Here is a 24,039-nt window from a genome sequence, read left to right as displayed (position 1 = left end):
CACTCGGATCGGGCGATGCTGCGCACCGCTGCGCGCGGCCGGCCGGGGCCGGCTGCCACCACGACGTCCACGGTGCCGTCGCCCCCGTGAACCTGTCGGGGGCGACGGCATCGTGCGTCAGACGGTGATCGGAACGACCGTCGTGGGTGCGTCCGCCGTGGTCGTGGTGACGTCCTCGAACTCGGTCATGTTGTCGAGGTTGGTGCCCATCGCGATGTTCGTGACGCGCTCGAGCACGATCTCGACGACAACCGGCACCCGGAACTCCTCGGCCAGCTTCTTGGCCTCTTCGAGCGCGGGCAGGATCTCCTCCGGCTGCAGCACCCGCAACGCCTTGCAACCCAGTCCCTCGGCGACCTTGACGTGGTCGACGCCGTAGCCGTTGACCTCCGGCGAGTTGATGTTCTCGAAGGAGAGCTGGACGGCGTAGTCCATGTCGAACCCGCGCTGCGCCTGGCGGATGAGCCCGAGGTAGGCGTTGTTCACCAGCACGTGGATGAAGGGCAGGTTGAACTGCGCCCCGACGGCCAGCTCCTCGATCATGAACTGGAAGTCGTAGTCGCCGGTGATCGCGACGACCTGGGCGTCCGGGTCGGCCTTCGCGACGCCGAGCGCGGCGGGCACGGTCCAGCCCAGCGGACCGGCCTGGCCTGCGTTGATCCAGTGTCGCGGCTTGTAGACGTGCAGGAACTGGGCCGCGGCGATCTGCGAGAGTCCGATCGTGGAGACGTAGACGGTCTCCGGACCGAAGCTGCGGTTCATCTCCTCGTACACGCGGTGCGGCTTGATCGGCACGGTCTCGAAGTGCGTCTTGCGCAGCAGCGTCCTCTTGCGCTCCTCGCACTCGCCGACCCACTGGCCGCGATCGGGCAGGGTCCCGGCCGCGGCACGCTCGCGGGCCACCGTGACGAACAGTTCCAGCGCGGCCTTCGCGTCGGAGACGATGCCGTAGTCCGGGGCGAAAACGCGCCCGATCTGGGTCGGCTCGATGTCGACGTGGACGAACTTGCGGCCCGCCGTGTAGGTGTCGAGGCCGCCGGTGTGCCGATTGGCCCAGCGGTTGCCGATGCCCAGAACGAAGTCCGAGGCCAGGAAGTTGGCGTTGCCGTAGCGCTGTGAGGTCTGGATGCCCGCCATCCCCGCCATCAGGTGGTGGTCGTCGGGGATCGTGCCCCAGCCCATGAGCGTCGGGACGACAGGGGTGCCCGTCAGCTCCGCGAACTCGACGAGCAGATCAGAGGCGTCGGCGTTGATGATGCCGCCACCGGCCACGATGATCGGGCGCTCCGCCGCCACCAGCATGGTGAGCGCCTTCTCGATCTGGGCGCGGCTGGCGGCCGGCTTGTAGACCGGGAGCGGCTCGTAGGTCTCGATGTCGAACTCGATCTCGGCCAGCTGGACGTCGAGGGGCAGGTCGATCAGGACCGGACCCGGTCGGCCCGAACGCATCAGGTGGAACGCCTGCTGGAACGCGCCGGGAACCTGCGCGGGCTCAAGCACGGTCATCGCCATCTTGGTCAGTGAGCCCGCGACCGTTGCGATGTCGACGGCCTGGAAGTCCTCCTTGTGGAGCTTCGCGACCGGGGCCTGGCCGGTGATGCACAGGATCGGGATCGAGTCGGCGGAGGCGGAGTACAGGCCGGTGATCATGTCGGTGCCGGCGGGGCCGGAGGTCCCGACGCAGACGCCGATGTTGCCGGCCTTCGCGCGGGTGTAGCCCTCGGCCATGTGTGCCGCACCCTCGACGTGCCGGGCGAGCGTGTGGCTGAGCGTGCCGTCAGCGCGGACCGCCGAGTAGAACGGGTTGATCGCGGCACCGGGCAGGCCGAACAGGTCGGTCACGCCCTCCTTGCGCAGGATCGCGACGGCGGCGTCGACTGTCCTCATGCGGGGCATGGGGCTTCCTCTCAGGAGGTGTGGGACTCGCCGGCGCGGCCGGAGAGCTCTTCGACGGACTTGAACAGGGCCGAGTGGTCGAGCCCGCCGTGGCCTTGCGCGTTCAGCGAGGCGATGAGCTGCGCGACCGCGGCACCGAGCGGGATGACCACGCCGGCCTCGCGCGCCGCGTTGGTGACGATGCCCATGTCCTTGTGGTGCAGCGCGATCCGGAAGCCGGGGGCGAAGTTCCGCGAGAGCATGTTGCCGGCCTTGCGCTGCAACACCGTGCTGCCTGCGAGTCCGCCGCCCAGCACCTTGACCGCCGCTTCGGTGTCGACGTGGTGCGCTTCGAGGAAGACGATCGCCTCGGCGAGGAGCTCGATGTTGCCGGCGACGATGAGCTGGTTGGCGGCTTTGACGGTCTGGCCCGAGCCGGACGGCCCGACGTGCACGATGGTGGCTCCGACCGCGTCGAAGACCGGCGCGCCGAGCGCGAAGTCCTCCGCCGTGCCACCCACCATGATCGACAAGCTGCCCTCGATCGCGCCGGCCTCACCACCGGAGACGGGTGCGTCGAGCACGCGCAGGCCGCGTGCGGCACCGACCTCGGCCATCCGGCGCGAGACGTCCGGCAGGATCGTGGAGAAGTCGATCACGAGGGCGCCCTCACGGGCGTTGTCGAAGACGCCGTCCTCGCCGGTGAGCACGAGCTCCACGTCGGGCGAGTCGGGGACCATCACGGCGATGACGTCAGCGCCCTTGACGGCCTCGGCGATGTTGCCGGCACCGCGGCCGCCCGCGGCGGCGACGGCCTCGATCGCCGCAGGCTCGAGGTTGAAGCCGACGACGTCGAAGCCGGCCTTGACGAGGTTGATGGCCATCGGGCGGCCCATGATGCCCAGACCGATGAACGCGATCGTCTGCTTCGTGCTGCTCACGGTGTCCTTCTCCCAAGAGTTGTCGTGGCGTCGACCGGTGCCGGGTGTCAGTGCGCTCCGCGCTGTTCCCTCGGCAGCCAGCCGAGGCTTTCCACCGTGTTGCCGCCGGTGGGCTTGTACTCCAGCGAGACCCAGCCGTCGTAACCCCTGGCACGCAGGTTCTCGAGCCGGGAGAAGAGGTCGAGCTCGCCGGAGCCGGGCTCACCGCGGCCGGGGTTGTCGGCGATCTGTACGTGGGCGATGTCGGCGAAGTGTGCGGTGATGGCCTCGTCGAGGTCGTCGCCGTTGCTCGCCAGGTGGAACAGGTCGCAGAGGAACCCGACGTTGTCCGCGCCGGCGGCGTGGACCCGTTCGAGCACCGTGCGCACGTCCGACGCGGTCCGGAGCGGGTAGGGCTTCGGGCCACTCACCGGCTCGACGAGCACCGTCGCGCCGAACTCGGCCACGGCGTCCGCTGCGAACACCAGGTTCTCGACGGCGAGATCGTCCTGCTCGGCCGGGGTCGCGTCTGTGACGCGGTTGCCGTAGAGGGCGTTCAGGCCCCGAACGCCGAGCCGCGCGCCGATGGCCGCCGCCACCGCGACGTTGTCGCGGAACTCGGTGGAGCGCTTCGGGATCGACAGCACGCCCGCATCGGGACCCGCGAGGTCGCCCGCGAAGAAGTTCAGGCCCACCAGCGCGACCCCGGCGTCCTCGATCGCGGTGACGAAGGCGTCGACCTCGCCGTCCGCGGGCACGGCCTCGGGAAACGGCCACCAGAACTCGATCGCATCGAAGCCCGCCGCCTTCGCGGCCGCGGGGCGTTCCAGCGGCGGCAGCTCCTGGAACAGGAGCGAGCAGTTGGGCAGGTAGCTGAGCTGCGGCGCACCCACGATCCACCAACTTCCGTACAGCGGAATAGAACTTCCTGAATTCTGTATGCAAGGTAGAGCCGGCCTGGTGGGCGTGTCAACCGTGAGCCCATGGGAACGTGCCGTGAGCTGCGGTGATGTGGGGGACCGCGTGATCCACTCCCATTCCGCTTCATGGAAGTCGCAGAGCCGACACCCGTGTTCGGAGATACGCAGGTCACGCGAACCGCCCCGCGCGATGACTACAGGGAGCGGGTGCGGACGATGGACACGGCGACCGGCCGGCCCCAGGCTCCGCCGACGGGGCAGGGTGCGTTGATCAACACTTCGGGCCCCGTAGCGGCACATGACCCGGTTCTCGACCCCGAACCGGTGATCATGCAGAACCGGCACCCCGCGACCCGATCCCGGCCCGACGGTCCACTCTCCGAAATCGGCAGCGCCCCACCGCCCGGCGGCCCGTACCCGCGCGGGCGAGCACCCGACGAATCCGCCGGGCCCGCGCCTGGGCACGCCACCCGGCGTGCTCGCCAACTCGGGCGACTCCGTGACCACCGACCCCATCGGCACGGGCGAGGTGATCGGCGTGGTGTCCACCCTCCGACCGCGCACGTTGTGGAGCCGTAGTGCTGTCGGGACGTGACTGCTGGCAGCGTGAAGGCTCCGAACTGAGGAGAGGCGCGCCCGGGAGGTGCAGGCGCGGCCGCGCGCCTCTTGATCAACCCGTCGGGCTGGGCGGCAGCACGTGGTCCGGCCGCCCGGCCAGAACTGGTGATCTTGTCGAAACTGGCAACCTTGACGCCGACCTGGCGGCCCTGCCTGGGGCGATACCGAGCCGACCATCGCCGTCCGTCGGAACCGGCGCACTCCGCCGGCTCGGTCGCGTGGCCGGGAAGTCATGATCAACTCTTCGGGCCCCGCAGTAGCACATGGCCCGGTTCTCGACCCCGAACCGATGATCATGGGCATGGCCTCGACTGATGTGGCTGCGTGCCCCGGCGCCGGTGCAGGCCGCGACGGCTGGTCCAACGTCCGGGGCCGGGCGTGATCGACGGCGTCGGAGTCGGGTCTGGGCTGCGTGCCGGGGCGTTGCGGGCCTGTCCGGGATGGAACGAGCGCCGCGGCAGATGTCCACCGTCCGGGATCGGCAGGAACTCAGCAACCGGCTCGTAGCACCGGCCCCGGCGTCAGTCGCGTATTGATCGCGAGCCCGCCCGGCGGCCACACCTCGCGGTCGCAGCGGGACTCGGCGGCGAGAGGTGCGGTTACTTCTCGAACTCGCCCGCAAGCTGCTCGGACACCTGCCGCAGCAGCGGCACTGCCCGATGGATCAGGGCGTCGGTCATCCTCGGCGAGGGCCCGGAGATCGAGAATGCCGCGCGTGGCATCCGGCCCGGCACGGCCACGGCCACGCACCGCACGCCGATCTCCTGCTCCTCGTTGTCGACCGCGTAACCCACGGCCCGGACCAGGTCGAGCTCTTCCTGGAAGAGGTCGACCGCGGTGATGGTGTGAATGGTCTGCGCTTGCATCGCGGACCCTTCGACGATCGTGCGGACCTGCTCGACCGGCATCTGGGCGAGCATCGCCTTGCCCACCGCGGTGCAGTGGACCTGCGCGCGCCTGCCCACCTCCGTGAACATGCGCATGGCATGGGTGCCGGGCATTTGTGCGGTGTAGACGATGTGGTCACCGTCCAGCGTCGCCAGGTTGGCGCTCTCACCGATCTTGTCGACGAGCTGTCGGAGGTACGGCAGCGCCCAACTCCCGAGCAGGGTGCCGGCGTGTTCTCCCAGTCGTATGAGGCGGGGTCCGAGCGTGTACTCCCGCGAGGGCTGCTGGCGCACGTACCCGAGTTCCACAAGCGTGCGGATCAGTCGATGGATCGTCGGCGGGGGCGTCTCCAGCCTGGCCGCGAGCTGCATGACCCCTGCCGTACCACCGAGGTCACTCATCGCCTCGAGCAGCTCGAACGTCCTCTCGACCGACTGAATGCGGCCCGCGCCGCGCTCGGTCGATTCGATCTGCCCGGCCACATGTCCCCCTGTTCGCCAGCTGACTGCCGGCAACTTCCGACATGTGGAAGTATAGGCCAGCGCGATTGGGGACTGGTCAGCCGATTCGCCCAGCCTGCACCACGAGAGCCTCACGTGCCCCATGGGCGGCCCCGCCTGAATCGGATCGGACTCTTACTTCCGTGATTCGGAAGTCGAGCGCGGACCTCGCGATCAGCGGCGGGCGAACCGGCGGCGGTAGGCCGGGGTCACGACGAGGACCGCGAGCGTCGCCATCACGATCTGGAAGAGCAGCGCCCAGGTGGGCAGTCCGGCGAGATGGGCGATGGCCGTGCCGCCGAAGGCGCCGACGATCGCGTCGAGGATCGAGCGCCAGGCCGGGATCCCCCGCCTGCGCGATGAGAACTTCTGCCCGATTCCGCCGATGACGAGCCCGATGATGATCGCGGTGAGAATGGGGAAGTAGATCTGGATGGCGGGGATGACGGCCGGGTTGATGGTGGATGTGGTGGACACAATTCCTCCCGGTGTGCCCAGGGGCCCGAGCGTGAAGGCCCGCTGCTGATGGTGGGCAAAGAGATCCACCCCCTACACGGCCCGGCGTCGGCCCGGGTTCGGCGCGTCCGGTCGCACCGTGGCCATCAGCCCGGTGCCTGCTGCGGGCGAAACCACTACGAGCGTCCCGCCCGCCCACACCTATTGGACGAGAGTGCCGCTCGCTCGATACGGGCGGCGGCCGGCCCGACGTCCCACCCGCACGAGCGGCCCGTCCGCCCAGGCCTAACGAACGAGAGTGCCGTTCGCTCAGCTCCCGCGGTCGCCCGCGGACGCGTCCGCCGGTAGCCGGGCGAGTCCGGGTGGGAGCGCCCACGTTCCGAGATCTGGGTTTCCGCCCTCGCGAGGGCGCGTAGCCAGATCTCGTGGCGATCTTGGCGCCGGTGTGAGGGTGCCCCCACCCGCACGAGCGGCCCGTCCGCCCAGTCCTAACGCACGAGAGTGCCGTTCGCTCAGCTCGCGCGGCCGGCCGCGGGCGCGTCCGCCGGTAGCGGGGCGGGTGCGCCCGCGTTCCGAGATCTGGGTTTCCGCCCTTGCAAAGGCGCAGAACCGGATCTCGCGGCGATCTTGGCCCAGCCCCTGACGGTGCCCCACCCGCACGAGCGGCACGTCAGTCCAGACCTATTGGACGACCGTGCCGCTCGTACCGGAGGGGGTCGGGGTCAGGGCGGTGGGGCCAGCTCTTCGTCGAGGCTGTCGTTCACCTGCGTGAGTGTGTCGATGTGGTGGGCGAGCCACACCATGAACTGGGTGTCGGCGGAGCGGATGTCCATGCCGAGCACGCGGGAGACGCGGTCGAGCTTGTAGAGCGTGGTGTTGCGGTGCAGGCCGAGCCGCCGGGCGGCGGCGTTGAGGTTGCCGGACTCGGCGATGTAGGCGAACACCACGCTCTCCAGGCTGCGGGCGTTGCCGTCGGCGCGGCGTAGTGGGGCGAGCATCTCGGCGGCGAAGGAGCGCCCGTTCTCCGAGTCGGCGAGGTCCCGCAGGGCGACGAAGATGCGCAGGTCGTCGTATCCGGCGACGGGAGGGACGTCGATCCGGCGGCCGAGCGCGAGGGCCGTGCGGGCCTCGCGGTAACTGGTCGCCACACCGCCCGCCCCGGTACCCACACGGCCGAACGCCACGCGCGCCTCGGCGTCGAGCCGCTCGCGCAGCACCCGCCGGACGGCACCCGCGACGTCCCGCACCGCCGCGGCGTCGACGCCGTTCGCGACCGGGTGGACGACGACGAGGTTGCCGCCGATCTGGGTGGCGAGGGTCGGCAGCGCCGCTTCGGGGTACAGCCGCTCCACGGCTCGGGCGGCGGCGTTGAAGCGGCGGACGGCGCGCACGTCGTCGGACGCCGGGGGATCGAGCTCGGCCACGTAGACGGCGTACGTGCCGTCCACCGAGAACCCGTGGTGGCGCGCCCTGGCCTGCAGCTGCCCGCCGTCGGCGAACCGGCCGTGCACGAGCTCGACGACGAAGTCTCCACGCGTGCGCTCCTCGGCCTCGGTCATCGACCGGATCCGCAACATCTCGGAGCCGACGAGGACCGCTCCTTCCTCGGCGATGATCCGCCGCTGCGCCCGGTCGTGCGGGTCGCCGTGCGGGGGTTCGAGGACGGCGACGAGCCCGCTGATCTCACCTCCGAACATCACCGCCGCCGCGATCGGAACCACTGCCGACCCTGCGACCGGATCGAGCACGGTCGCGCCGATCGGCAGCTCTCCGCGGACGAGGCCCTCCACGTGCCGGGCCAGCACCGCGGCCACGGGTTCCGGAGCGGGCTTGGTGCCTGCGGCCGTGGTCTCGTAAGCGAGCACGGTGCCGTCGAGATCCACGACCATCACGGGCGACTCGCCCATCCGCGCCATCCCGTACGCGAGCGAGGGGATGCCGGCGCCGCGGGCGTGGATCTCGCCGAGGGAGCGGTGCACGCGGTCGCTGTACTGCAGCACGTGCGTCGCCTGGGCGAGCACCTTCGTCGCGACGAGCTGGCTGACGGCCCGGTAGTCCGCGGTGGGCGGGAGCAGCGCAAGGGGTAGGCCCGCTGCGTCGGCGGCCGCCCTGGCCTCGGGGAACGAGGCGCGCAGCTCGGCGGGGGAGGCGACGTCCGCGCGACCGAGCCGAACCAGCAACGCCACGGCACCGGACGCCACGACACGCTCGACGGTGGCGGGGCCCGCTCCGTCGCGGAGGTTGTCGGCGTGGGCGTGCACCGCCACGCCCTCCTCGGCGGCGTCGGGGTCGCCGGTGATCTCCGAGAGGGGCAGGCACCAGCGCACCGCACGGCCTGCACCGGTCGCTCCGGCCACCAGGGTGTTGCGCAGAAGCGGCTCGGCGAGCAGATCGGAGACGGTGACGGGGTCCGGCGCGGGAGCGTGCCGGTGCGGCGACTCGTGTGGTGATCCCACGTACTCGGCCTGTGCCATGTGCCTAGATCCCGTCCGTGTTCGGGTGCACTTCGTCCAGTGCCAGCCATGGTGACCCGCCCGCACAATCGCCGGAAGCCGTCACACTCCACAATCCGTCGGAGGTTCTTCGTGCACTCCGCACCATCCGTTGCGCCGGCCGGGCTCTCGGTCCACCCCGGTCCGCCGTCGGACCGGTCCGTCGATCCCGCCTCTCCCGGCCGGGTCGTCCACGAGTACCGCACCTCCACCGCCGACGACGTCCGCGCCGCGGTGGCCGCAGCCGAGCAGGCCGCCCGGGAGTGGGCGCAGACCCCGCCGCTGCGCCGGGCCACCGTCCTGACCGGCATCGCCGACGTCCTCGAGCGCCGCGCCGACGAGGTGGCCGCACTGATCACCCGCGAGGAGGGCAAGCCCCTCGGCGCCGCCCGCGGCGAAGTCGGCAAGTCGGCCGAGCAGTTCCGGCTCGCGGCACAGCTCGCGTACCTCGTCGAGGGCAGCACGTACGCGACCGAGACACCCGGCACGTTCGCCTACACCCTGCGCGGGCCCCTCGGCGTCGTCGCGGCGATCACGCCGTGGAACTTCCCTCTCTCGCTCGCCGCCCGCAAGATCGCGCCCGCGCTTGCCGCGGGCAACGCGGTGGTGTTCAAGCCGTCGCCGGTCACGGCGGGGGTGGGTGCGCTGCTCGCCGAGATCGCCGTCGAGGCGGGCTTACCCCCGGCCGCTCTCCCCGTGCTCCAGGGCCACGACACCGGGGCGATGGGTGCGCTCCTCGGTGACGTGCGGGTGCGCGGGATCAGCTTCACCGGCTCGGACGCCGTCGGCGCTCTGGTGCGCGCGCAAGCCCACGGGCACGCCCGGTTGCAGCTCGAACTCGGCGGCCGCAACGCCGCCGTCGTCTGCGCTGATGCCGATCTGAGCAAGGCGGCCGCGGACGTCGCCGCGGGCGCGTTCGGGCTCACCGGGCAGGCGTGCACGTCGACGGACCGGGTGCTGGTCGCGCGTGTCGTCGCCGCCGAGTTCACGGCACTGCTCGCCGCGAAGGTGCGCGCCCTGACGGTCGGCCCGGGGGACCGGACCGGCGTCACGACGGGGCCGGTCGCGACGGCTGCACAGTTCGAACGGCTCCGCGCGCTGAAGGACTCGGCGATCACGGCTGGTGCGCGGGTGGTGGCCGAGGCCCAGCTGCTCGACGACCGTGACCCGGACGGCTTCTGGGTCGTCCCGACTCTCTTCGCCGACGTGCCCGACGCCCATCCGCTGATCGACGGGGAGGTGTTCGGGCCGTATTGCTCCGTGGTCGCGGTCGACGACGCCGACGAGGCGCTGCGGATCGTCAACTCCTCGACGCACGGGCTGGTCACCGCCGTGCACACCCGCGATCTGGCCGTGGCGCACCGGTTCGCGGCCCAGGCAGCCTGCGGCATCGTGAAGATCAACGCCCCCACCACCGGCAACGGGGTCGCGCCGCCGTTCGGCGGCTGGAAGGCCTCCTCCGGTGGAGCCTTCCCGGAGGGCGGCCGGCAGGCGCTGGACTTCGTCACCGACACCAAGACCGTCTACCTCACCCACGGAACCCACGGAGAGAGCTGATGCAGACCATCCACCGCCTGACCCTCGAAGACGCGCTGGTGCTCCTCAAGGCCGCGGAGGCCGAGGCCGAGCGGATCGGCGTGAAGGAGACGATCTGCATCGCCGACGAGGGGGCGCACCCGATCGCTCTGCACCGGATGACCGGGGCGCGGCTCACCGGGGTGGACATCGCGATCGCCAAGGCGTTCACGGCCGCAGGCCACCAGCGCGCCACCCACCTGTTCAACGAGCCGCCGAACGGCCCGGCGCTGCCGGGCAACGAGGCGTTCGGCATCCAGCACATGCACACCGGCAAGTTCACGGTGTTCGTCGGTGGCTTCCCGATCGTCTACCGGGGCCAGGTCATCGGCGCGGTCGGGGTGAGCGGTGGCAACGGTGAGCAGGACAAGGCCGTCGGGGCCGCGGCGCTCGCTGCCTTCGAGGAGCACATCGCGGGCTCCGTCCCCGCGTAGGACCGGCCGCGGAACGGCGCCCTCGCCGGGGAGGGCGCCGTTTTCGCGTGTCAGCGGGGTGAGCGGCCCGCGAACGTGAAGACCATGGCGAACAGGGCCGCGCCCGCGCAGACCAGCAACATCAGCGCGAAGGGGGCGGTGCCGGTCGGGGAGTCGCCGACGACGACCGCGACCACCGCCCCGCCGAGTGCGGCGCCGACGAAGCGCAGCATGTTGAACACCCCGAGGCCGGCGCCGGAGTCGGCTTCCTGTGCCGAGCGGGTGGCGCCCGCGGCGGCCGGTGTCTGTGTGAAGGCCATCCCCGCGCCGATCACCGCCGCCGCACCGACGAGCGTGATCCCGGAGCCCACCCCGGCACCGCCCATCCCGACGACGGCCGCGAGCGCCAGTTCGGCCGCCCCTAGCCCGAGCAGGCCGCACCGCAGCGCCCATCGAGGGCTCCACCGCTCGGTCAGTACCCCGGACACCGGGGCGAGCAGGGTCATCGCCAGCGGCAGCGCGACGATCAGGAGCCCCGCGGTGCGCGTGGCGACTCCGAGGTGGGAGGTCAGGTAGAGCGGGACCGTCAGCAGCGTGGCGGTGAGGCAGAACATCTGGCAGAGCGCCGCGACAGCCGAGCGTGCGAACCGCGGCTCGACGAGCAGGGCAGGCGGCACGAACGGAGCCGAGCGCCTGCGTTCGACCAGCACGAAAGCCATAAGTGCCACCGCGCCGAGCCCGAATCCCAGCCACACCACGGGCGAGGCGAGCCCGGCCGGTGCCACCGCGGAAGCGCCGACCAGAACGAGCGCGACCCCCGCGGCGAGCGACAGCGCGCCGGCGAGGTCGAGCCGGACGGCACGCGGCGGGGTGTGCGCCACCCACAGCCACGCCCCGGCGAACGCGGCGACGGCGAAGGGCACGATCGCGATGAACACCGACCGCCAGCCGAAGGCGTCGGTGAGCAGTCCGCCGACCGTCGGGCCTGCGGCCTGCCCGGCTCCGTTCGCCGCCGCCCACCAGGACACCGCGCGGCCGCGCCGCTGCGGCCCGGCGACCGCGGTGAGCAGCGCGAGGACGGTGGGCAGCACGAGCGCCCCGGACAGGCCCTGCACCGCGCGGAACCCGACGAGCAGCGGCAGCGTCGGGACCATCGCCGCGCCGAGCGCGCCGATCGTCACCCCGATCATCGACAGCAGGAACACCCGGCGCCTGCCGAGCCGGTCGCCGAGCCAGCCGGCGAAGGGCAGCACGACCGCGCAGGTCAGGTTGAACGCGACGACGATCAGCGTGCCGCTGGTGAGCGGCGCCCCGAGGTCGGCGGTCATCACCGCCAGCGGCACGTTGACCAGCGTGTTCGCAATGGTGCTCGCGAAGGTGCCGACGACCAGTGCGGCGGCCACGAGCCCGAGCGGCCCTCCGGTGGCCGAGCTCGCGGGTCGCTGTTCCCGTACCGCTCCGGTCACGCGCCGGCCTTCACGGCAGCCGTCAGTTCCACCTCGACGGGCGCGCCGCCCGGCAGTGCTCGCACCCCGACCGCGGCCCGAACGGGCAGCGCGTGCTCGCCGAGTCGCTCGGCCAGCACGTCCGACGCCCCATCGGCGACGGCGGAGAGCGCGGTGAACCCCTCGGCACAGGCCACGTAGACCGTCATGCGGACGCAGCGCTCGATCCGGTGCAGCCCGCCCGCCGCCTCCGCCACGGCCACCAAGGCGTTGGTCGCGGCGACCCCGGCCGCAGCCGCGGCGGCCGGCACGTCGACGTCCTCGCCCACGAGCCCCACGACGGTCAGCACGCCGTCGCGGCGCGGGGTCATCCCCGCGCTGTAGGCGAGCCCCCCGACCAGGACGGCCGCGGCGTAACGACCCTGCGGAATCGGAGACACGGGAAGATCAGACACCGAGCGCCACCCCCTCCTGGCGAGAGTCGGAGCCGCCCGCCAGGCAGCCCCGTTCATGATCAACAGATATCACCTGGGCGCTGCCGCCCGCGCCCCAGTCACCGACCGGAACCACCACGTGCCCGCGCGCCCGCAGGCCGTCGAGCGTCGTGTTCCCGAGCCGGTCCTCGCAGCGGAGCTCGGCGGCAGAACCGAGATCCTCGGCGTCACTGCCGGGGAAGACAGAGAAGCGCGGCGCGTCGACAGCGGCCTGCGGACCGGCGTCGTGGTCGAGCAGGTGGGAGATCAGCTGGGTGTTCCACTGCACCTGGCCGTCGCCGCCGGGGGTGTTGCCGACGTGCCGGAGCGGGCCGTCGTCGTCGGTCACGAGCCAGGCGTTCAGGGTGTGCAGCGGGCGCCGCCGCGGCCGGATCTCGTTGGGATGCCCCGGCACGAGGTAGGCGCCGCGGCCCAGCCGGTTGTTCAGCATGATGCCGGTGCCGGGGATGGTGATCCCGGCCCCGAACGTGAACGCCAGCGAGTGGATCAGGCTCACCGCGCGGCCGTCGCCGTCGACCGCGACCATCGAGGTCGTGTCGCCCGCCGCATCCGCCCCCGCCGGTGCGGGCAGATCATCGGCCCGGATCCGGTCCCGCGCCCGCGCGATCGCGGCGGGTTCGCCGCCGCGGCGCCAGCCTTCGGTGTCGCTGCCCGCATGGGCGTAGCGGTCGGCGAAAGCGGTCCGGGCGGCCCCGGCGAGCCAGTGCACGGCGTCGGCCGCGAGCGGCGGGCCATCGAGCTCGCCCTCGCAGACCGCGAGCTGGTCGAGAACCATCCAGCCGGGCGTCGGCACCGGGGTCTGGTGCACCCAGTGCCCGCGGTAGCGGCCACGCAGGGCGGGCTCGGGACGGACCTCGCCGCTCGCCGCCCACTCCTCGCCCGAGAATGGCGCACCGATCCCCGCGAGGAAGGCGACCGCCCGTTCGGCCGGCTCACCGGTGTAGAACGCGGCGGGATCGGCCGCCAGCTTCTCGATCGACGCGGCGAGCAACGGTTGCGCGAGTCGGGTCCCCACGGCCGGCGCCTGCCGATCACGCAGCAACGTCGCCGCGGTATCGGGGTCGGCGGCGAGCCGTGCAGCGTGCCGGCCGAGGTCCCCGCTGGTCCGGGCGGTGCAGGGCAAGCCGGCTCGCGCGATCGTCACGGCGGGCGCCCACAGCTCGGGCAACGAGCGGGTCGCGCCTGCGGCGTGCAGGGCGGCCAGAGCGGCGACCGCACCCGGCACCGCGACGGACAACGGGCCGTAGCGCGGGAGCCGGGTCAGTCCGGAGTAGTGCTCCGGCGTTCCGCCGTCGGGGCCGAAGCCGCTGCCGCAGAAGGCGTGGACCGAGCCGTCGGGCTCCCGGACCAGCGCGAACGCATCACCGCCGATGCCGCACTGGCCGGGGAGCGCGAGCCATGCCACGGCGGCCATCGCGAGTGCGGCATCGATCGCGTTGCCGCCGGTCGCGAGCACGTCCGCGCCGGCCCGGCTGATCGCGGGATGGCTCGCGGCGACCATCCCGTCGGCGCCGAGGGCGGCGGGCCGGAGCGCGTCCGGGAACGAGGCAGGGGGTGCCGTGACGGTCATACCTGCACGATGGACGGCCCTCGCAGGGGACCAGTAGGTGAAATGTGCACAGAACCGGGCTGCGCCACCGTGCACTGTGCCTTAACGACAACGTGCACAATCCGAAACCCGCACGCTGTGCACTGTTGTCGTAGATGCGATCACGCTGGTAAGAGGACTGTGTCCCGCCACACACCACATTGACCGCCGACGTCGGCGGGAAGGAGGCCGCGGTGGGACTGACCCCCGCGCACTGGGTCTACCTGGCGGGTGTGCTCCTGATCATCGGAGTCACCGTCGCGCGTAAGAACGTCGTGGTCCCCGCCCTGCTGGCCACCGCCGTCACGGCGTGGGTCATGACGGGAAGCCCGGTCACAGGGATCCAGGCGATCTTCAACGCCAGCCTGATCGCAGCATCCGAACTGTTCAACATCTTCTTGATCATCGCCATGGTCACCGCCTTGCTCGGCGCGCTCCGGGCGATGAAGGCAGACCAGCGCATGGTGACGCCGTTCCAGAAGGTCATGCGGGGCGGCTGGTCCGCCTACGCGGTGCTGGCCGTCGTCACCTACGGGATCAGTTTGTTCTTCTGGCCGACGCCTGCGGTGCCGCTGATCGGCGCGATTCTCGTGCCGGCCGCCATCCGCGCAGGCCTCCCGGCCATGGGTGCCGCGATGGCGATCGCGGTCGCAGGCCAGGGCATGGCCCTCTCCAGCGACTACGTCATGCAGGTCGCGCCCGGACTGTCCGCGACCGCGGCGGGTGTGGAGGGTTCGGCGGTCGCCGACGTCGCGCTCGTCCTGTCGCTGGTCACGGGAATCACCGCGCTGGTGATCGTCGGTGTCATGTTGCGCAAGCACATGCGCACGCCTGCTGAGGTCAACCTGGAGGAGTGGGAGGCCGGGGTCGTCGCCGAGCCCCGCCCGCCGCGCCGGCTCCTGCGTCGCATCTCGGTGTCGCCGACCCGCAAGCTCGTCCCCGCGACCTCCGCCGAGCGGATCGCCGAGCCGATCACCGTGGTCGAGGAGAAGGTGCCGGTCGGTGCGACGGTCGGCGGGCCCTCGTCCGGGTCCGGGGGATCCGCGGACGGACCTCCTCCCTCGGGCGGCTCCGGCCCCGACGGCGGCCCGGCCGACGACGCCGTGCCGGCCGACGACGATATGGCGAGCGCCCGCATCGAGCGGCTGTCGAGGATCTTCTCGATCGTCGTCCCGGTCGCGTTCCTGGCAATGATCGTCTACATGGTGCTCGGCAAGATCACCGATCTCGTCCCCTCACTCGAGGGCGGGTCGGCGGCCGCGCTGGTCGGCGGGCTCGCCGCGATCCTGGTGGTCGTCGCGGCCGCCTCACTGGACGGGCCGAAGAAAGCCCTGCAGTCCACCGGCGAGCACCTGACCGACGGCTTGGTGTTCGCGTTCCGGGCGATGGGCGTGGTGCTGCCGATCGCCGGGTTCTTCTTCCTGGGCAACGCCGATTTCGCGGGGAAGATCCTCGGTTACGAGGACGGCCAGCAGGCGCCCGGCCTGCTCGTCGACCTCGTCACCGGCGCGGAGCACTTCATCCCGGGCAACCCGATCGTCATGTGTTTCGGTGTGCTGATCATCGGAATGATGTGCGGGCTGGAGGGCTCCGGTTTCTCCGGGCTCCCGCTCACGGGCTCGCTCGCGGGTGCGCTCGGCCCGCACGCCGGCATGGATCCGGCGACGCTGGCCGCCGTCGGTCAGATGGGCTCGGTGTGGGCGGGCGGCGGCGTGCTCGTCGCTTGGTCCTCGCTGCTCGTGGTGGCCGGTGTGACCCGCGTGCCCGTGATCGAGCTGGCCCGGAAATGTTTCCTGCCGGTCGTGGCCGGTCTGGTGTTGTCCACATTGGTCGCAGCACTGTTCTTCTGAGTAATTCCCCCGCACTCCCGCTCGGAAAAGAAATGCAGGTCACCGGCCCCGGCGCTCCCCACCGGGGCCGGTGTCGTGTCCGGAGAGCCGTGTGCACACCCCTGCAAGATGACCCCGGTCCTTGTGCTGAATGACCAGGATCCGCAAGCCCTACCCGATTAGCGTTCTCGGCATCACCCCGTTTCACCACTTCCAGAACTTCCCGAGGAGGGTTCGCCATGACCCTGACCGCAGACAGCGCCGCCGGCACTGCGGACGGAACGCCGGGTCTGTTGTCCCGCGACGACTTCCGTGCCGCGCTCGAGAACGCGATCAAGGGCCGCGAGGCCAAGAACGCGTCGTTCAGCAAGGCCTGGGCCGACGGTGAGCTGACCCGCGAGCACTTCGCCCGCTGGGCCGAGAACCACTTCCACTACGTCGGGCCGTTCGCCGACTATCTCGGCTACATCTACGGAAACACCCCGGACAAGTTCACTGACGCCAAGGACTTCACGCTCCAGAACATGTACGAGGAGGAGCTCGCCGACATCCGGCACACCGACCTCCTCATTCGTTTCGGTGAGGCCTGTGGCACCACGAGGGAACGCATCGAGGACCCGGAGAACATGAACGCGGTGACCCGCGGCCTCCAGTCCTGGTGCTACGCCGTGGCGATGCGGGAGCACTTCGTGGTGGCCACGGCCGCTCTGGTCGTCGGCCTGGAGTCGCAGGTGCCCAGCATCTACAAGAAGCAGATCGTCCCGCTGCGCGAGTCCTACGGCTTCACCGAGGACGAGATCGAGTTCTTCGACCTCCACATCACCTCCGACGAGGTGCACGGCGAGCGCGGCTACCAGATCGTGCTGGACCACGCCGACACGCCGGAGCTGCAGCAGCGCTGCCTCCAGTACGTCCGCTGGGGCGCGGAGATGCGCTTCTCCTACACCCGTGCGCTCTACGACACCTACGTCGCGCCCACCCTCTGACCGCCTCGCCGCGGCGGCCGCACCATCGCGACCGCCGCGGCCCGACGCCCGGGAGTACCTCGTGAGCGACACCGACACCGGGCAGTGGATCGCCACGGTCCCGCTCGCGGACCTGAAGCGCCGCAAGAAGCTCCGCGTCGAGGTGGGGGACCGGGCAGTCGCCCTGTTCCTGGTCGGCGAACGGGTCTTCGCACTCGACGACGTCTGCATCCACAAGGGACGGTCGCTGTCCCGCGGGGTGCTGTGGAAGGGCAAGGTCGTCTGCCCCGCGCACCAGTGGACGTTCGACCCCGAGACGGGAGCGGCCGACGACCAGGACGAGTGCCAGCCCGTCCACGAGGTCCGAGTGATCGACGGCGTGGTGCACGTCAGCGCCCACCCCCGTCCATAGAGGAGACGACATGTCCGACCTACCGCGCAGCCTCGTCACGGTGGGCGCCGGTCAGGCCGCCGTCGCCGCCGTCCGGCTGCTGCGCCGACGCGGTTTCGACGGGCGCGTGACCGTGCTGTCCGACGAGCTGCACGCTCCCTACCAGCGCCCGCCGTTGTCCAAGGAGTTCCTCCGCGGCGAGACCGAGCCGGAGGATCTCACCCTGCTCGACGAGGCCTGGTGCGCGGACAACGACGTCGAGCTGCGCCTGGGCGTCCGCGCGGAGTCCGTGGCCGCCGGAGTCGTCCGGCTCATCGACGGCAGCGAGCTCACCTCCGACGCGATCCTGCTGGCCACCGGCGTCAGCGCCCGGCGGCTGCCGGGCGTCGGGGGCGACCGGGTCGTGTACCTGCGCACCCTCGACGACGCTGCCCGGCTGCGCGGCATGCTGTCGGCCGCCGAGCGGATCGCCGTCGTCGGCGGCGGGCTGATCGGCTCCGAGGTCGCCTCGGCCGCCCGCGAATCGGGCATCGCCGTCACCGTCCTCGAAGCAGGGACGCTGCCGTTGATCTCCCAGCTCGGCCCGGAGATGGCCGGCTTCTATGCAGGCCTGCACCGGCAGTACGGCGTCGACCTGCGCTGCGGGCAGGAGATCGGCGCGGTCGACGAGACCGCAGGCGGCGTGGTCGTCCGCACCGCCGCAGGTGACGTCGAGGCCGACCTCGTCGTCGTCGCGGTCGGTGCGGTGCCGAACGACGAGATCGCCCGCGCCTCCGGGATCCCGGTCGACCCGGTCCGCGGCGGCATCGTCGTCGACGACGGCTGCCGCACGGCGGTCCCGGGCGTGTTCGCCGCGGGTGACGTGGCGAGCCGCGCCGTGGGCGACGGGTTCGTCCGCGTCGAGCACGTCGACAACGCCACGACACAGGGCACCGCGGTCGCGAAGGCGCTCATCGGCAAGCCGGCCGGTCCGGCCGACGAGGTGCCGTGGTTCTGGTCCGACCAGTACGAGCTCGGCCTGCAGTTCGTCGGCAGGCCGCGGCCGGGCGCCGAGATCGCGGTGCGCGGCAGCGTCGACGACCGCGACTTCACGGTCTTCTACCTCGCCGACGGGTGCGTGCACGCCGCGTTCGCCGTCGACCGCGGGGGAGACGTCCCGGCTGCCAAGCAGCTGATCGCGAGCGGCCTGCCCGTGTCACCGGCTGCCCTCGCCGACGACGACACCGACCTGTTCGACCTGCTCGACACCATCAGCGCCTGAGGAGAACGACGGTGGAGTTTCACAAGATCGCCCGCTCCGGCCAGATCCCCGAGGGCGTCGTCCGGCGGTTCTTCGTCGGCGACGTCGAGGTCGCCCTGTCGCGCTCCGAGGGTGAGATCCACGCGACGTCGAACTACTGCAGCCACCTCGACTGCCTGCTCTCGAGCGGCAAGGTGACCGACGAAGGTCTCCTCTGCTCCTGCCACGGCAGCGTGTTCGACCTGGTGAGCGGGGAGCCGCTCTGCCCGCCCGCGACCCGCCCGATCACGGTGTTCCCGGTTCGTGAGGAGGACGGGCACGTCTACGTCGGAATCGACGAGAAGCTCGCCGAGGCGGCCATGAAGCGGCGGGCGGCAGGTTCGCGACGGCTCTCGGCCCCCCGCAGGACCTGACGGAGCGGTCAGCCCGCAGCGACGGCCAGCCCCGCGAGCTGGTCGGCGAAAGCGTCGAGGGCGGATCTGGCGGCGTCGCTGTCGCGGTCGACCAGCCAGGCGAGCGTCACGCCGTCGGTGACCACGACGAGCATCCGGGCGAGCTGGGCGGCCGGGAGCGTCCAGCGCACCGCGCACGCGTCGGCGATCTCCTCGAGCGTCTCCCGGGCGGTGCGGTGGTAGGCGGCGTACTGCTGCTCGGCGACGTCCGCGAGCTCCGGCTCGTGGAGCGCGTGCTGGGTGAGCGCCATCAGCACCGACTCGCGGTTGGGGTCCTTCTCCACGGTCTCCCAGTAGCCCCGCAGCGTCGCCCGCAGCGACTGCGTCACGTCGCCGCTGACGTGCACGTCGGCGCGTGCGGTCACGAGCCCGGCCATGGTCTGTGCGGTGAGCTCGGCAAGCAGCTCCTGCTTTGAGGCGAAGCAGTAGTGGAACGCCGCGAGCGGGGCGCCGGCCTCGGCGCACACCCGGCGGGTGGTGGCCGCGGCGAAGCCCTCGCTCCCGATCACCCGGAACGCGGCGTTGACGAGCTGCCGCCGACGCTCCTGAGCCGGTACCCGCGCCACGGCAACCCCCTCGATTCGGACTTCTAGGTCAATCGTCCCAGACGATTGACACACTCGCTCGCCCGCCGCACTCTGTGATCCACCTGACACCGAAGGGGCTGTCGATGAGCGAGCTTGCGGGCCGAGCGCAGCGAGGGCATGCGATGACCGATTTCGGTTATGCGTCGCAGTTCCCGCGGGTGCTCCGGCGGTTCGCGCTCTTCGCGATCGCGTTCTCGATCGTCTCGATCACCACGGGGATCTTCGTCAACTACGCCTACGGGCTCACGCAGCTCGGCCCGGCGGCGGTCTGGCTGTGGCCGGTGGCCGCGGTCGGCCAGTTCCTCGTGGTGCTCGTGCTGGCCGAGCTGGCGGGGCACTTCCCGCTCGCCGGTGCCAACTACCAGTGGACCGCGCGCCTGGTCGGCCCCCGCTTCGGCTACGTCGTGGGATCCCTCGGTGTGCTCTACGGCGCCGTCGGCCTGCCCGGCATCGCGTTGATCGGCTTGGCCCCGCTGACGGCCACGGTGCTCGGGCTCGACGCCGAGAACGTCCGGCTCCTGCTGTTCATCGCTGTGCTCGCGCTGGTGGTGGCCTACCTCATCAACGTCGTGCGGGTGCAGCTGGCCGCCCGGGTGAACAACGTGGCGGTGTTCGCCGAGATCATCGGAACCGTGGTGCTCAGCGTCGTGGTGTTCCTGGCGTGGGTGCGCGGCGGCGGCGACGGGGGTGGTGGTCACGGTTTCGGCTTCCTGTTCACCACAGCCACGGGGGCGCCGCTCGCCGACGCGATCGTCGGCGGTGCGCTGATCGGGATCTTCACCCTCGTCGGCTTCGAGGCGGCGGCGGACATGGCCGAGGAGGCCGTCGACGCCCGGCGTGCGGTGCCGCGGGCGATGATCCTGTCCGTCGTGGTGTCCGGCGTGCTGGGCATGTTCGCGCTGATCGGGTTCACGCTGGCGATCCCCGACCTGCCCGCGATCCAGGCGTCGCCGGTGCCGCTCGCCGCGATCGCCGAGTACTGGCTCGGGCCCGTCGTCACGAGGATCTTCCTGGCGATCGTCGTGTTCTCGATGTTCGCCCTGATCGTCGTCGCGGCGGCATCGAACTCCCGGCTGATCTTCGCGATGGCCCGCGACGGGATGCTGCCGTTCTCCGCCGCCCTGCGTCGCGTCCACCCTCGTACCGGAACGCCCGTGCCCGCGCTGGTCGCGTCGCTGGTGGTCTGCCTGGTGCTGCTCGTCTACGGGACGGCGGACGGCAACGCGTTCGCGGTGCTGGTGGGGGCCACGGCGCTCGTGCCGTACCTGGTCTACCTGCTCACCCTCGGCGGGTACCTGGCCCGGCGGCGGGCACTCGTCGAGGCGGGTGAGGGCGGCTTCCGGCTCGGCGCCGCCGCGCTGCCCGTCGCGGGGCTGGCGCTGCTCTGGCTCGTCGCCGTGGTGGCGGCCCTGACGCTGCCGGAGGCCTTCCGTTCGGCCGACTACGTTGTGATCGGCGCGCTGGCGCTGGCCGGAATCTGGTACGTCGCCGCGCTGCGCCGGCGGCTCCGCGACGGCACCGCCGGCATCGGATCAGCTCGCCCCGACCCCGTGGAGATCGCATGACCTGGCGCAACTGGGCCGGCAACCAGCGCACGGACCCGCGGCGCACGGTCGTCGCGCGCGACGCGGACGAGGTCGTCGAGGCGGTGAAGAACGCCCAGCGCGACGGCCTGCGGGTCAAGGCGCTCGGCACGGGACACTCCTTCACCGGGATCGCCGTGCCCGAGGACGTGGCGTTGCGCCCGCCGTCGGACCCGACACTGCTGCGCGTCGACGCGGTGACGGGACTGGTCACCGCCCCCGCGGGGATGCCGCTGCGTCGGCTCAACGTGCTGCTGTGGGAGCGCGGGTTCGCGCTGCCCAACCTCGGTGACATCGACGCCCAGACCGTCGCCGGGGCGATCTCCACCGGCACCCACGGCACCGGTGTGGCCCACCAGGGGCTCGCCGCGCAGGTGCAGGGGATCGAGATCGTGCTGGCCGACGGTTCGCTCGTGACGTGCTCGGCGACCGAGCGGCCCGAGATCTTCAGCGCCGCGCGGATCGGGCTGGGCGCACTGGGTGTGATCACGAGCGTGACGCTGCAGGCCGTCCCGGCGTTCCGGCTGCACGCCGTCGAGACCGCGATGCCCCTGGACGCCGTGCTCGCCGGCCTCGACGAGCTTGTCGCGGACAACGAGCATTTCGAGTTCTACTGGTTCCCGCACACCGGGATCGCCGCCACGAAACGCAACAACCGCACCGAGGCGGCCGGCCCCACCCGCGGGCGCATCGCGGAATGGGTGGGCGACGACCTGCTCGGCAACGGCGCGTTCGAGCTCACCTGCCGGCTCGGCGCGGCCCTGCCCACGCTCGTGCCGCGGGTCAACCGGCTGATGGCGAGGCAGATGGCCGCCGCCGAGTACGTCGACCGTTCCCACCGGGTGTTCACCAGCCCGCGGAGGGTGCGGTTCGTGGAGATGGAGTACGGAATCCCGCGGGCCGCGATCCACGAGGCCCTCGCCGGGCTGCGGGCAGCAGCTGAGCGGCACGGCCAGGCCGTGACGTTCCCGGTGGAGGTGCGCTTCGCCGCCGCCGACGACGTGCCGCTCTCGACCGCCACGGGCCGCGAGAGCGCCTACGTCGCCGTGCACGTGTACCGCGGCCAGCCGCACGAGGCCTACTTCGGCGCCGTCGAGGCGGTGATGGCGGGCCTCGACGGGCGACCGCACTGGGGCAAGCTGCACACGCAGACGGCGGCGACGCTGCGCGGGCGCTACCCGGCGTTCGACGACTTCGTGGCGCTGCGCGACCGCCTGGACCCGGAAGGCCGCTTCACCAACGCCTACCTCAACCGGGTGTTGGGCGCACCGGTAGGCGCGTCTGCCTGACCCCGTGCTCGCCGGTCACGTGATGCCGTCGATGTCGACGAGAAGGTGCTGAGGTCCCCGCAGGTTGGGGGTGTGGCGATAAGGCGGCGGGTCGGTGACGAGTCGCGGGTTGACCAGCCGTCGCGCCAGCTCGGTCAGTGCGATCTGCGTTTCCTGCCGGGCGAGCGGAGCGCCGAAGCAGAAGTAGATGCCGCCACCGAAGCCGAGGTGCTGGTTGTCCTTGCGCTCGGGGTCGAAACGATCCGGGTCGGTCAACAAAATTCCGCTTCAGCTTCCACCGGCTCGTGATCGAAAGGGGGATCATCCAGCTACGCCGAATGTACGGCGAGTCCGGCAACCAAGCGGGATTCGAAAAATTGATGTCCCTGGCAGTCGGAACGTGGAGACCGTAGCGCCAGCCGATTGGCCGCTGGGATCACGTCGATACGTTGGGCGCTCCCGGATGGACGAGGCCCAGTGGCGCCCAGTCGCGCACGGTGAAGCCGTCGCCGTCGCGGCTGATCTCGGTCGCGCCGCGGCCGGGGAAGTGAGCGGGGACCACGAGCGTCCGTGTGTCGGCAGCCTCCGCGAGCACCCGCCTGCGGGTGGCTCGAGCCTGCTCGGGGTCCTCGCAGAAGCAGCTGTTGACTTCGGGATCGTGGAGCTGGACGGGGCTGTGCAGCATGTCCCCGACGAACACGGCCCGGTCACTGCCGGAGCGCAGGTGCAGCAGCGACGATCCGGGGGTGTGTCCAGGAGCGGACTCGAGGCTGAGGTTGGCATCGATCCGGTAGTCGTCCTGCCAGAGCAGCGCCCTGTCCTCGCGCAGGATCGGAGCAACGCTGTCCTCGAAGACGAGATGGCTGCCGCGGCGGCGGAGCCGGTCGGCGTCGGTGCGGGGGAACGGTCGGCGGTGCTCGTTCACCGGGTCGAAGTAGTCGCGGTCGATCCGCGGGATCAGGTAGGTCGCGTTCGGGAACGTCGGTTGCCACTCGCCGTCCCACAGCTGGGTGTTCCAGCCGACATGGTCGTAGTGGACGTGGGTGTTGACGACGATGTCCACGGTCTCCGGCTCGACGCCCGCGCCGGCCAAGCTGTCCAGGAAAGGGGTCCTCAGCTGGTGGAATCGGGGGACCTGGGGCCGGTTACGGTCGTTTCCCGCGCCGGTGTCGACGATGAGGGTGATGCCGTCGCTGCGGATCACCCAGGACTGGAGGGCGAGCAGATAGGAATCGTCCCCGGGTTGCCAGAAGTCCGGCACGAGCTCCTCGCGATGCTCGTGCCAGATCTCCGGGGCGCTGTCGGGAAATATCTCGCGTGCGGTGCGGAGCGGTCCGGACCATTCCACGACACGTGTGATGCTCACGTCGCCGAGAATGATTGTGTCATCACGCTCCGCCATGCCAGTCCTCTCGGTTCGAACCCCGGGGTACGCCAGGCTCCATGTAAAACGGCGGATCCGCGCAGGGCAACCGTGGGAGGGAACAGAACTCGCATCGGCGGGGTCGGGTGATCGGGCCCTGATCAGCCCGATCACCCG

The 24,039-nt window shown here is 71.3% G+C and carries 21 protein-coding genes; 9 read left to right on the top strand and 12 right to left on the bottom strand.

Annotated elements, in window-relative coordinates:
- Window positions 1-117: 117 nt before the first annotated feature.
- The 6 genes from gcl to ABD743_RS03090 form a co-directional block, all read right to left on the bottom strand.
- The gene (gcl, locus tag ABD743_RS03115) at window positions 118-1,896 is read right to left on the bottom strand and encodes a glyoxylate carboligase (protein ID WP_344718575.1); all 1,779 of its coding nucleotides are present in this window, start codon (window positions 1,894-1,896) and stop codon (window positions 118-120) included.
- An 11-nt stretch (window positions 1,897-1,907) separates the two neighbouring features.
- On the bottom strand, window positions 1,908-2,816 hold the full coding sequence (locus ABD743_RS03110; RefSeq protein ID WP_344718572.1) for a 2-hydroxy-3-oxopropionate reductase: 909 nt from the start codon (window positions 2,814-2,816) through the stop codon (window positions 1,908-1,910).
- Window positions 2,817-2,863: 47 nt separating this feature from the next.
- On the bottom strand, window positions 2,864-3,688 hold the full coding sequence (locus ABD743_RS03105) for a hydroxypyruvate isomerase family protein (RefSeq protein WP_344718570.1): 825 nt from the start codon (window positions 3,686-3,688) through the stop codon (window positions 2,864-2,866).
- A 1,244-nt stretch (window positions 3,689-4,932) separates the two neighbouring features.
- Window positions 4,933-5,703 carry an IclR family transcriptional regulator gene (locus tag ABD743_RS03100; protein WP_344718568.1) on the bottom strand — a complete coding sequence of 257 codons (771 nt, stop codon included), beginning with the start codon at window positions 5,701-5,703 and terminating at the stop codon, window positions 4,933-4,935.
- 192 nt (window positions 5,704-5,895) lie between these two features.
- Entirely contained in the window at window positions 5,896-6,198 is a 303-nt protein-coding gene (locus ABD743_RS03095; protein ID WP_344718566.1) for a GlsB/YeaQ/YmgE family stress response membrane protein, read from the bottom strand.
- A gap of 701 nt (window positions 6,199-6,899) precedes the next feature.
- Entirely contained in the window at window positions 6,900-8,651 is a 1,752-nt protein-coding gene (locus ABD743_RS03090; protein ID WP_344718564.1) for a helix-turn-helix domain-containing protein, read from the bottom strand.
- A gap of 111 nt (window positions 8,652-8,762) precedes the next feature.
- Between ABD743_RS03090 and ABD743_RS03085 the strand changes: the two genes are divergently transcribed.
- Window positions 8,763-10,226, top strand: coding sequence for an aldehyde dehydrogenase family protein (locus tag ABD743_RS03085; RefSeq protein ID WP_344718562.1), 1,464 nt, complete (start codon window positions 8,763-8,765; stop codon window positions 10,224-10,226).
- Window positions 10,226-10,678 carry a GlcG/HbpS family heme-binding protein gene (locus ABD743_RS03080; RefSeq protein WP_344718560.1) on the top strand — a complete coding sequence of 151 codons (453 nt, stop codon included), beginning with the start codon at window positions 10,226-10,228 and terminating at the stop codon, window positions 10,676-10,678. The genes ABD743_RS03085 and ABD743_RS03080 overlap by 1 nt, the downstream gene beginning before the upstream one ends.
- Before the next feature lie 50 nt (window positions 10,679-10,728).
- Here the strand turns inward: ABD743_RS03080 and ABD743_RS03075 are convergent, their stop codons facing one another.
- From ABD743_RS03075 to ABD743_RS03065, 3 genes are read right to left on the bottom strand one after another with little or no spacing between them, the layout of a single operon-like run.
- On the bottom strand, window positions 10,729-12,123 hold the full coding sequence (locus ABD743_RS03075) for an MFS transporter (RefSeq protein WP_344718558.1): 1,395 nt from the start codon (window positions 12,121-12,123) through the stop codon (window positions 10,729-10,731).
- Window positions 12,120-12,557 carry a RidA family protein gene (locus ABD743_RS03070; protein ID WP_344718556.1) on the bottom strand — a complete coding sequence of 146 codons (438 nt, stop codon included), beginning with the start codon at window positions 12,555-12,557 and terminating at the stop codon, window positions 12,120-12,122. Before ABD743_RS03070 ends, ABD743_RS03075 begins: the two co-directional genes overlap by 4 nt.
- Window positions 12,550-14,166: a gamma-glutamyltransferase family protein gene (locus ABD743_RS03065; RefSeq protein ID WP_344718554.1), complete on the bottom strand. Its 1,617-nt coding sequence runs from the start codon at window positions 14,164-14,166 to the stop codon at window positions 12,550-12,552. The genes ABD743_RS03070 and ABD743_RS03065 overlap by 8 nt, the downstream gene beginning before the upstream one ends.
- Window positions 14,167-14,378: 212 nt before the next feature.
- Between ABD743_RS03065 and ABD743_RS03060 the strand changes: the two genes are divergently transcribed.
- The 5 genes from ABD743_RS03060 (at window position 14,379) to ABD743_RS03040 (ending at window position 19,022) form a co-directional block, all read left to right on the top strand.
- Window positions 14,379-16,034 (top strand): hypothetical protein, encoded by a 1,656-nt coding sequence (locus ABD743_RS03060; protein WP_344718552.1) that lies wholly within the window; start codon window positions 14,379-14,381, stop codon window positions 16,032-16,034.
- A gap of 218 nt (window positions 16,035-16,252) precedes the next feature.
- Window positions 16,253-16,999, top strand: coding sequence for an iron-containing redox enzyme family protein (locus ABD743_RS03055; RefSeq protein ID WP_344718550.1), 747 nt, complete (start codon window positions 16,253-16,255; stop codon window positions 16,997-16,999).
- 61 nt (window positions 17,000-17,060) lie between these two features.
- Window positions 17,061-17,390, top strand: a complete 330-nt coding sequence (locus tag ABD743_RS03050; RefSeq protein WP_344718547.1) for a Rieske (2Fe-2S) protein — start codon at window positions 17,061-17,063, stop codon at window positions 17,388-17,390.
- Between the two features lie 10 nt (window positions 17,391-17,400).
- Window positions 17,401-18,630 (top strand): NAD(P)/FAD-dependent oxidoreductase, encoded by a 1,230-nt coding sequence (locus tag ABD743_RS03045; RefSeq protein ID WP_344718545.1) that lies wholly within the window; start codon window positions 17,401-17,403, stop codon window positions 18,628-18,630.
- Between the two features lie 11 nt (window positions 18,631-18,641).
- Window positions 18,642-19,022, top strand: coding sequence for a Rieske (2Fe-2S) protein (locus ABD743_RS03040; RefSeq protein ID WP_344718544.1), 381 nt, complete (start codon window positions 18,642-18,644; stop codon window positions 19,020-19,022).
- A gap of 8 nt (window positions 19,023-19,030) precedes the next feature.
- Here the strand turns inward: ABD743_RS03040 and ABD743_RS03035 are convergent, their stop codons facing one another.
- The gene (locus tag ABD743_RS03035; RefSeq protein ID WP_344718542.1) at window positions 19,031-19,627 is read right to left on the bottom strand and encodes a TetR/AcrR family transcriptional regulator; all 597 of its coding nucleotides are present in this window, start codon (window positions 19,625-19,627) and stop codon (window positions 19,031-19,033) included.
- Between the two features lie 104 nt (window positions 19,628-19,731).
- Between ABD743_RS03035 and ABD743_RS03030 the strand changes: the two genes are divergently transcribed.
- Together ABD743_RS03030 and ABD743_RS03025 are read left to right on the top strand one after the other, a co-directional pair.
- Window positions 19,732-21,213, top strand: a complete 1,482-nt coding sequence (locus tag ABD743_RS03030) for an APC family permease (RefSeq protein WP_344718540.1) — start codon at window positions 19,732-19,734, stop codon at window positions 21,211-21,213.
- Window positions 21,210-22,520 (top strand): D-arabinono-1,4-lactone oxidase, encoded by a 1,311-nt coding sequence (locus ABD743_RS03025; RefSeq protein ID WP_344718538.1) that lies wholly within the window; start codon window positions 21,210-21,212, stop codon window positions 22,518-22,520. Before ABD743_RS03030 ends, ABD743_RS03025 begins: the two co-directional genes overlap by 4 nt.
- A gap of 15 nt (window positions 22,521-22,535) precedes the next feature.
- Here the strand turns inward: ABD743_RS03025 and ABD743_RS03020 are convergent, their stop codons facing one another.
- Together ABD743_RS03020 and ABD743_RS03015 are read right to left on the bottom strand one after the other, a co-directional pair.
- Window positions 22,536-22,775, bottom strand: coding sequence for a cytochrome P450 (locus ABD743_RS03020; RefSeq protein WP_344718536.1), 240 nt, complete (start codon window positions 22,773-22,775; stop codon window positions 22,536-22,538).
- 160 nt (window positions 22,776-22,935) lie between these two features.
- Window positions 22,936-23,865 carry an MBL fold metallo-hydrolase gene (locus ABD743_RS03015; RefSeq protein WP_344718534.1) on the bottom strand — a complete coding sequence of 310 codons (930 nt, stop codon included), beginning with the start codon at window positions 23,863-23,865 and terminating at the stop codon, window positions 22,936-22,938.
- Between the last annotated feature and the right edge of the window lie 174 nt (window positions 23,866-24,039).

Source organism: Pseudonocardia yunnanensis, from assembly GCF_039534065.1.
GTDB lineage: Bacteria > Actinomycetota > Actinomycetes > Mycobacteriales > Pseudonocardiaceae > Pseudonocardia > Pseudonocardia yunnanensis.
The sequence above is the reverse complement of the archived record's forward strand: the minus strand, read 5'-3'. Positions and strand labels throughout refer to the sequence as shown.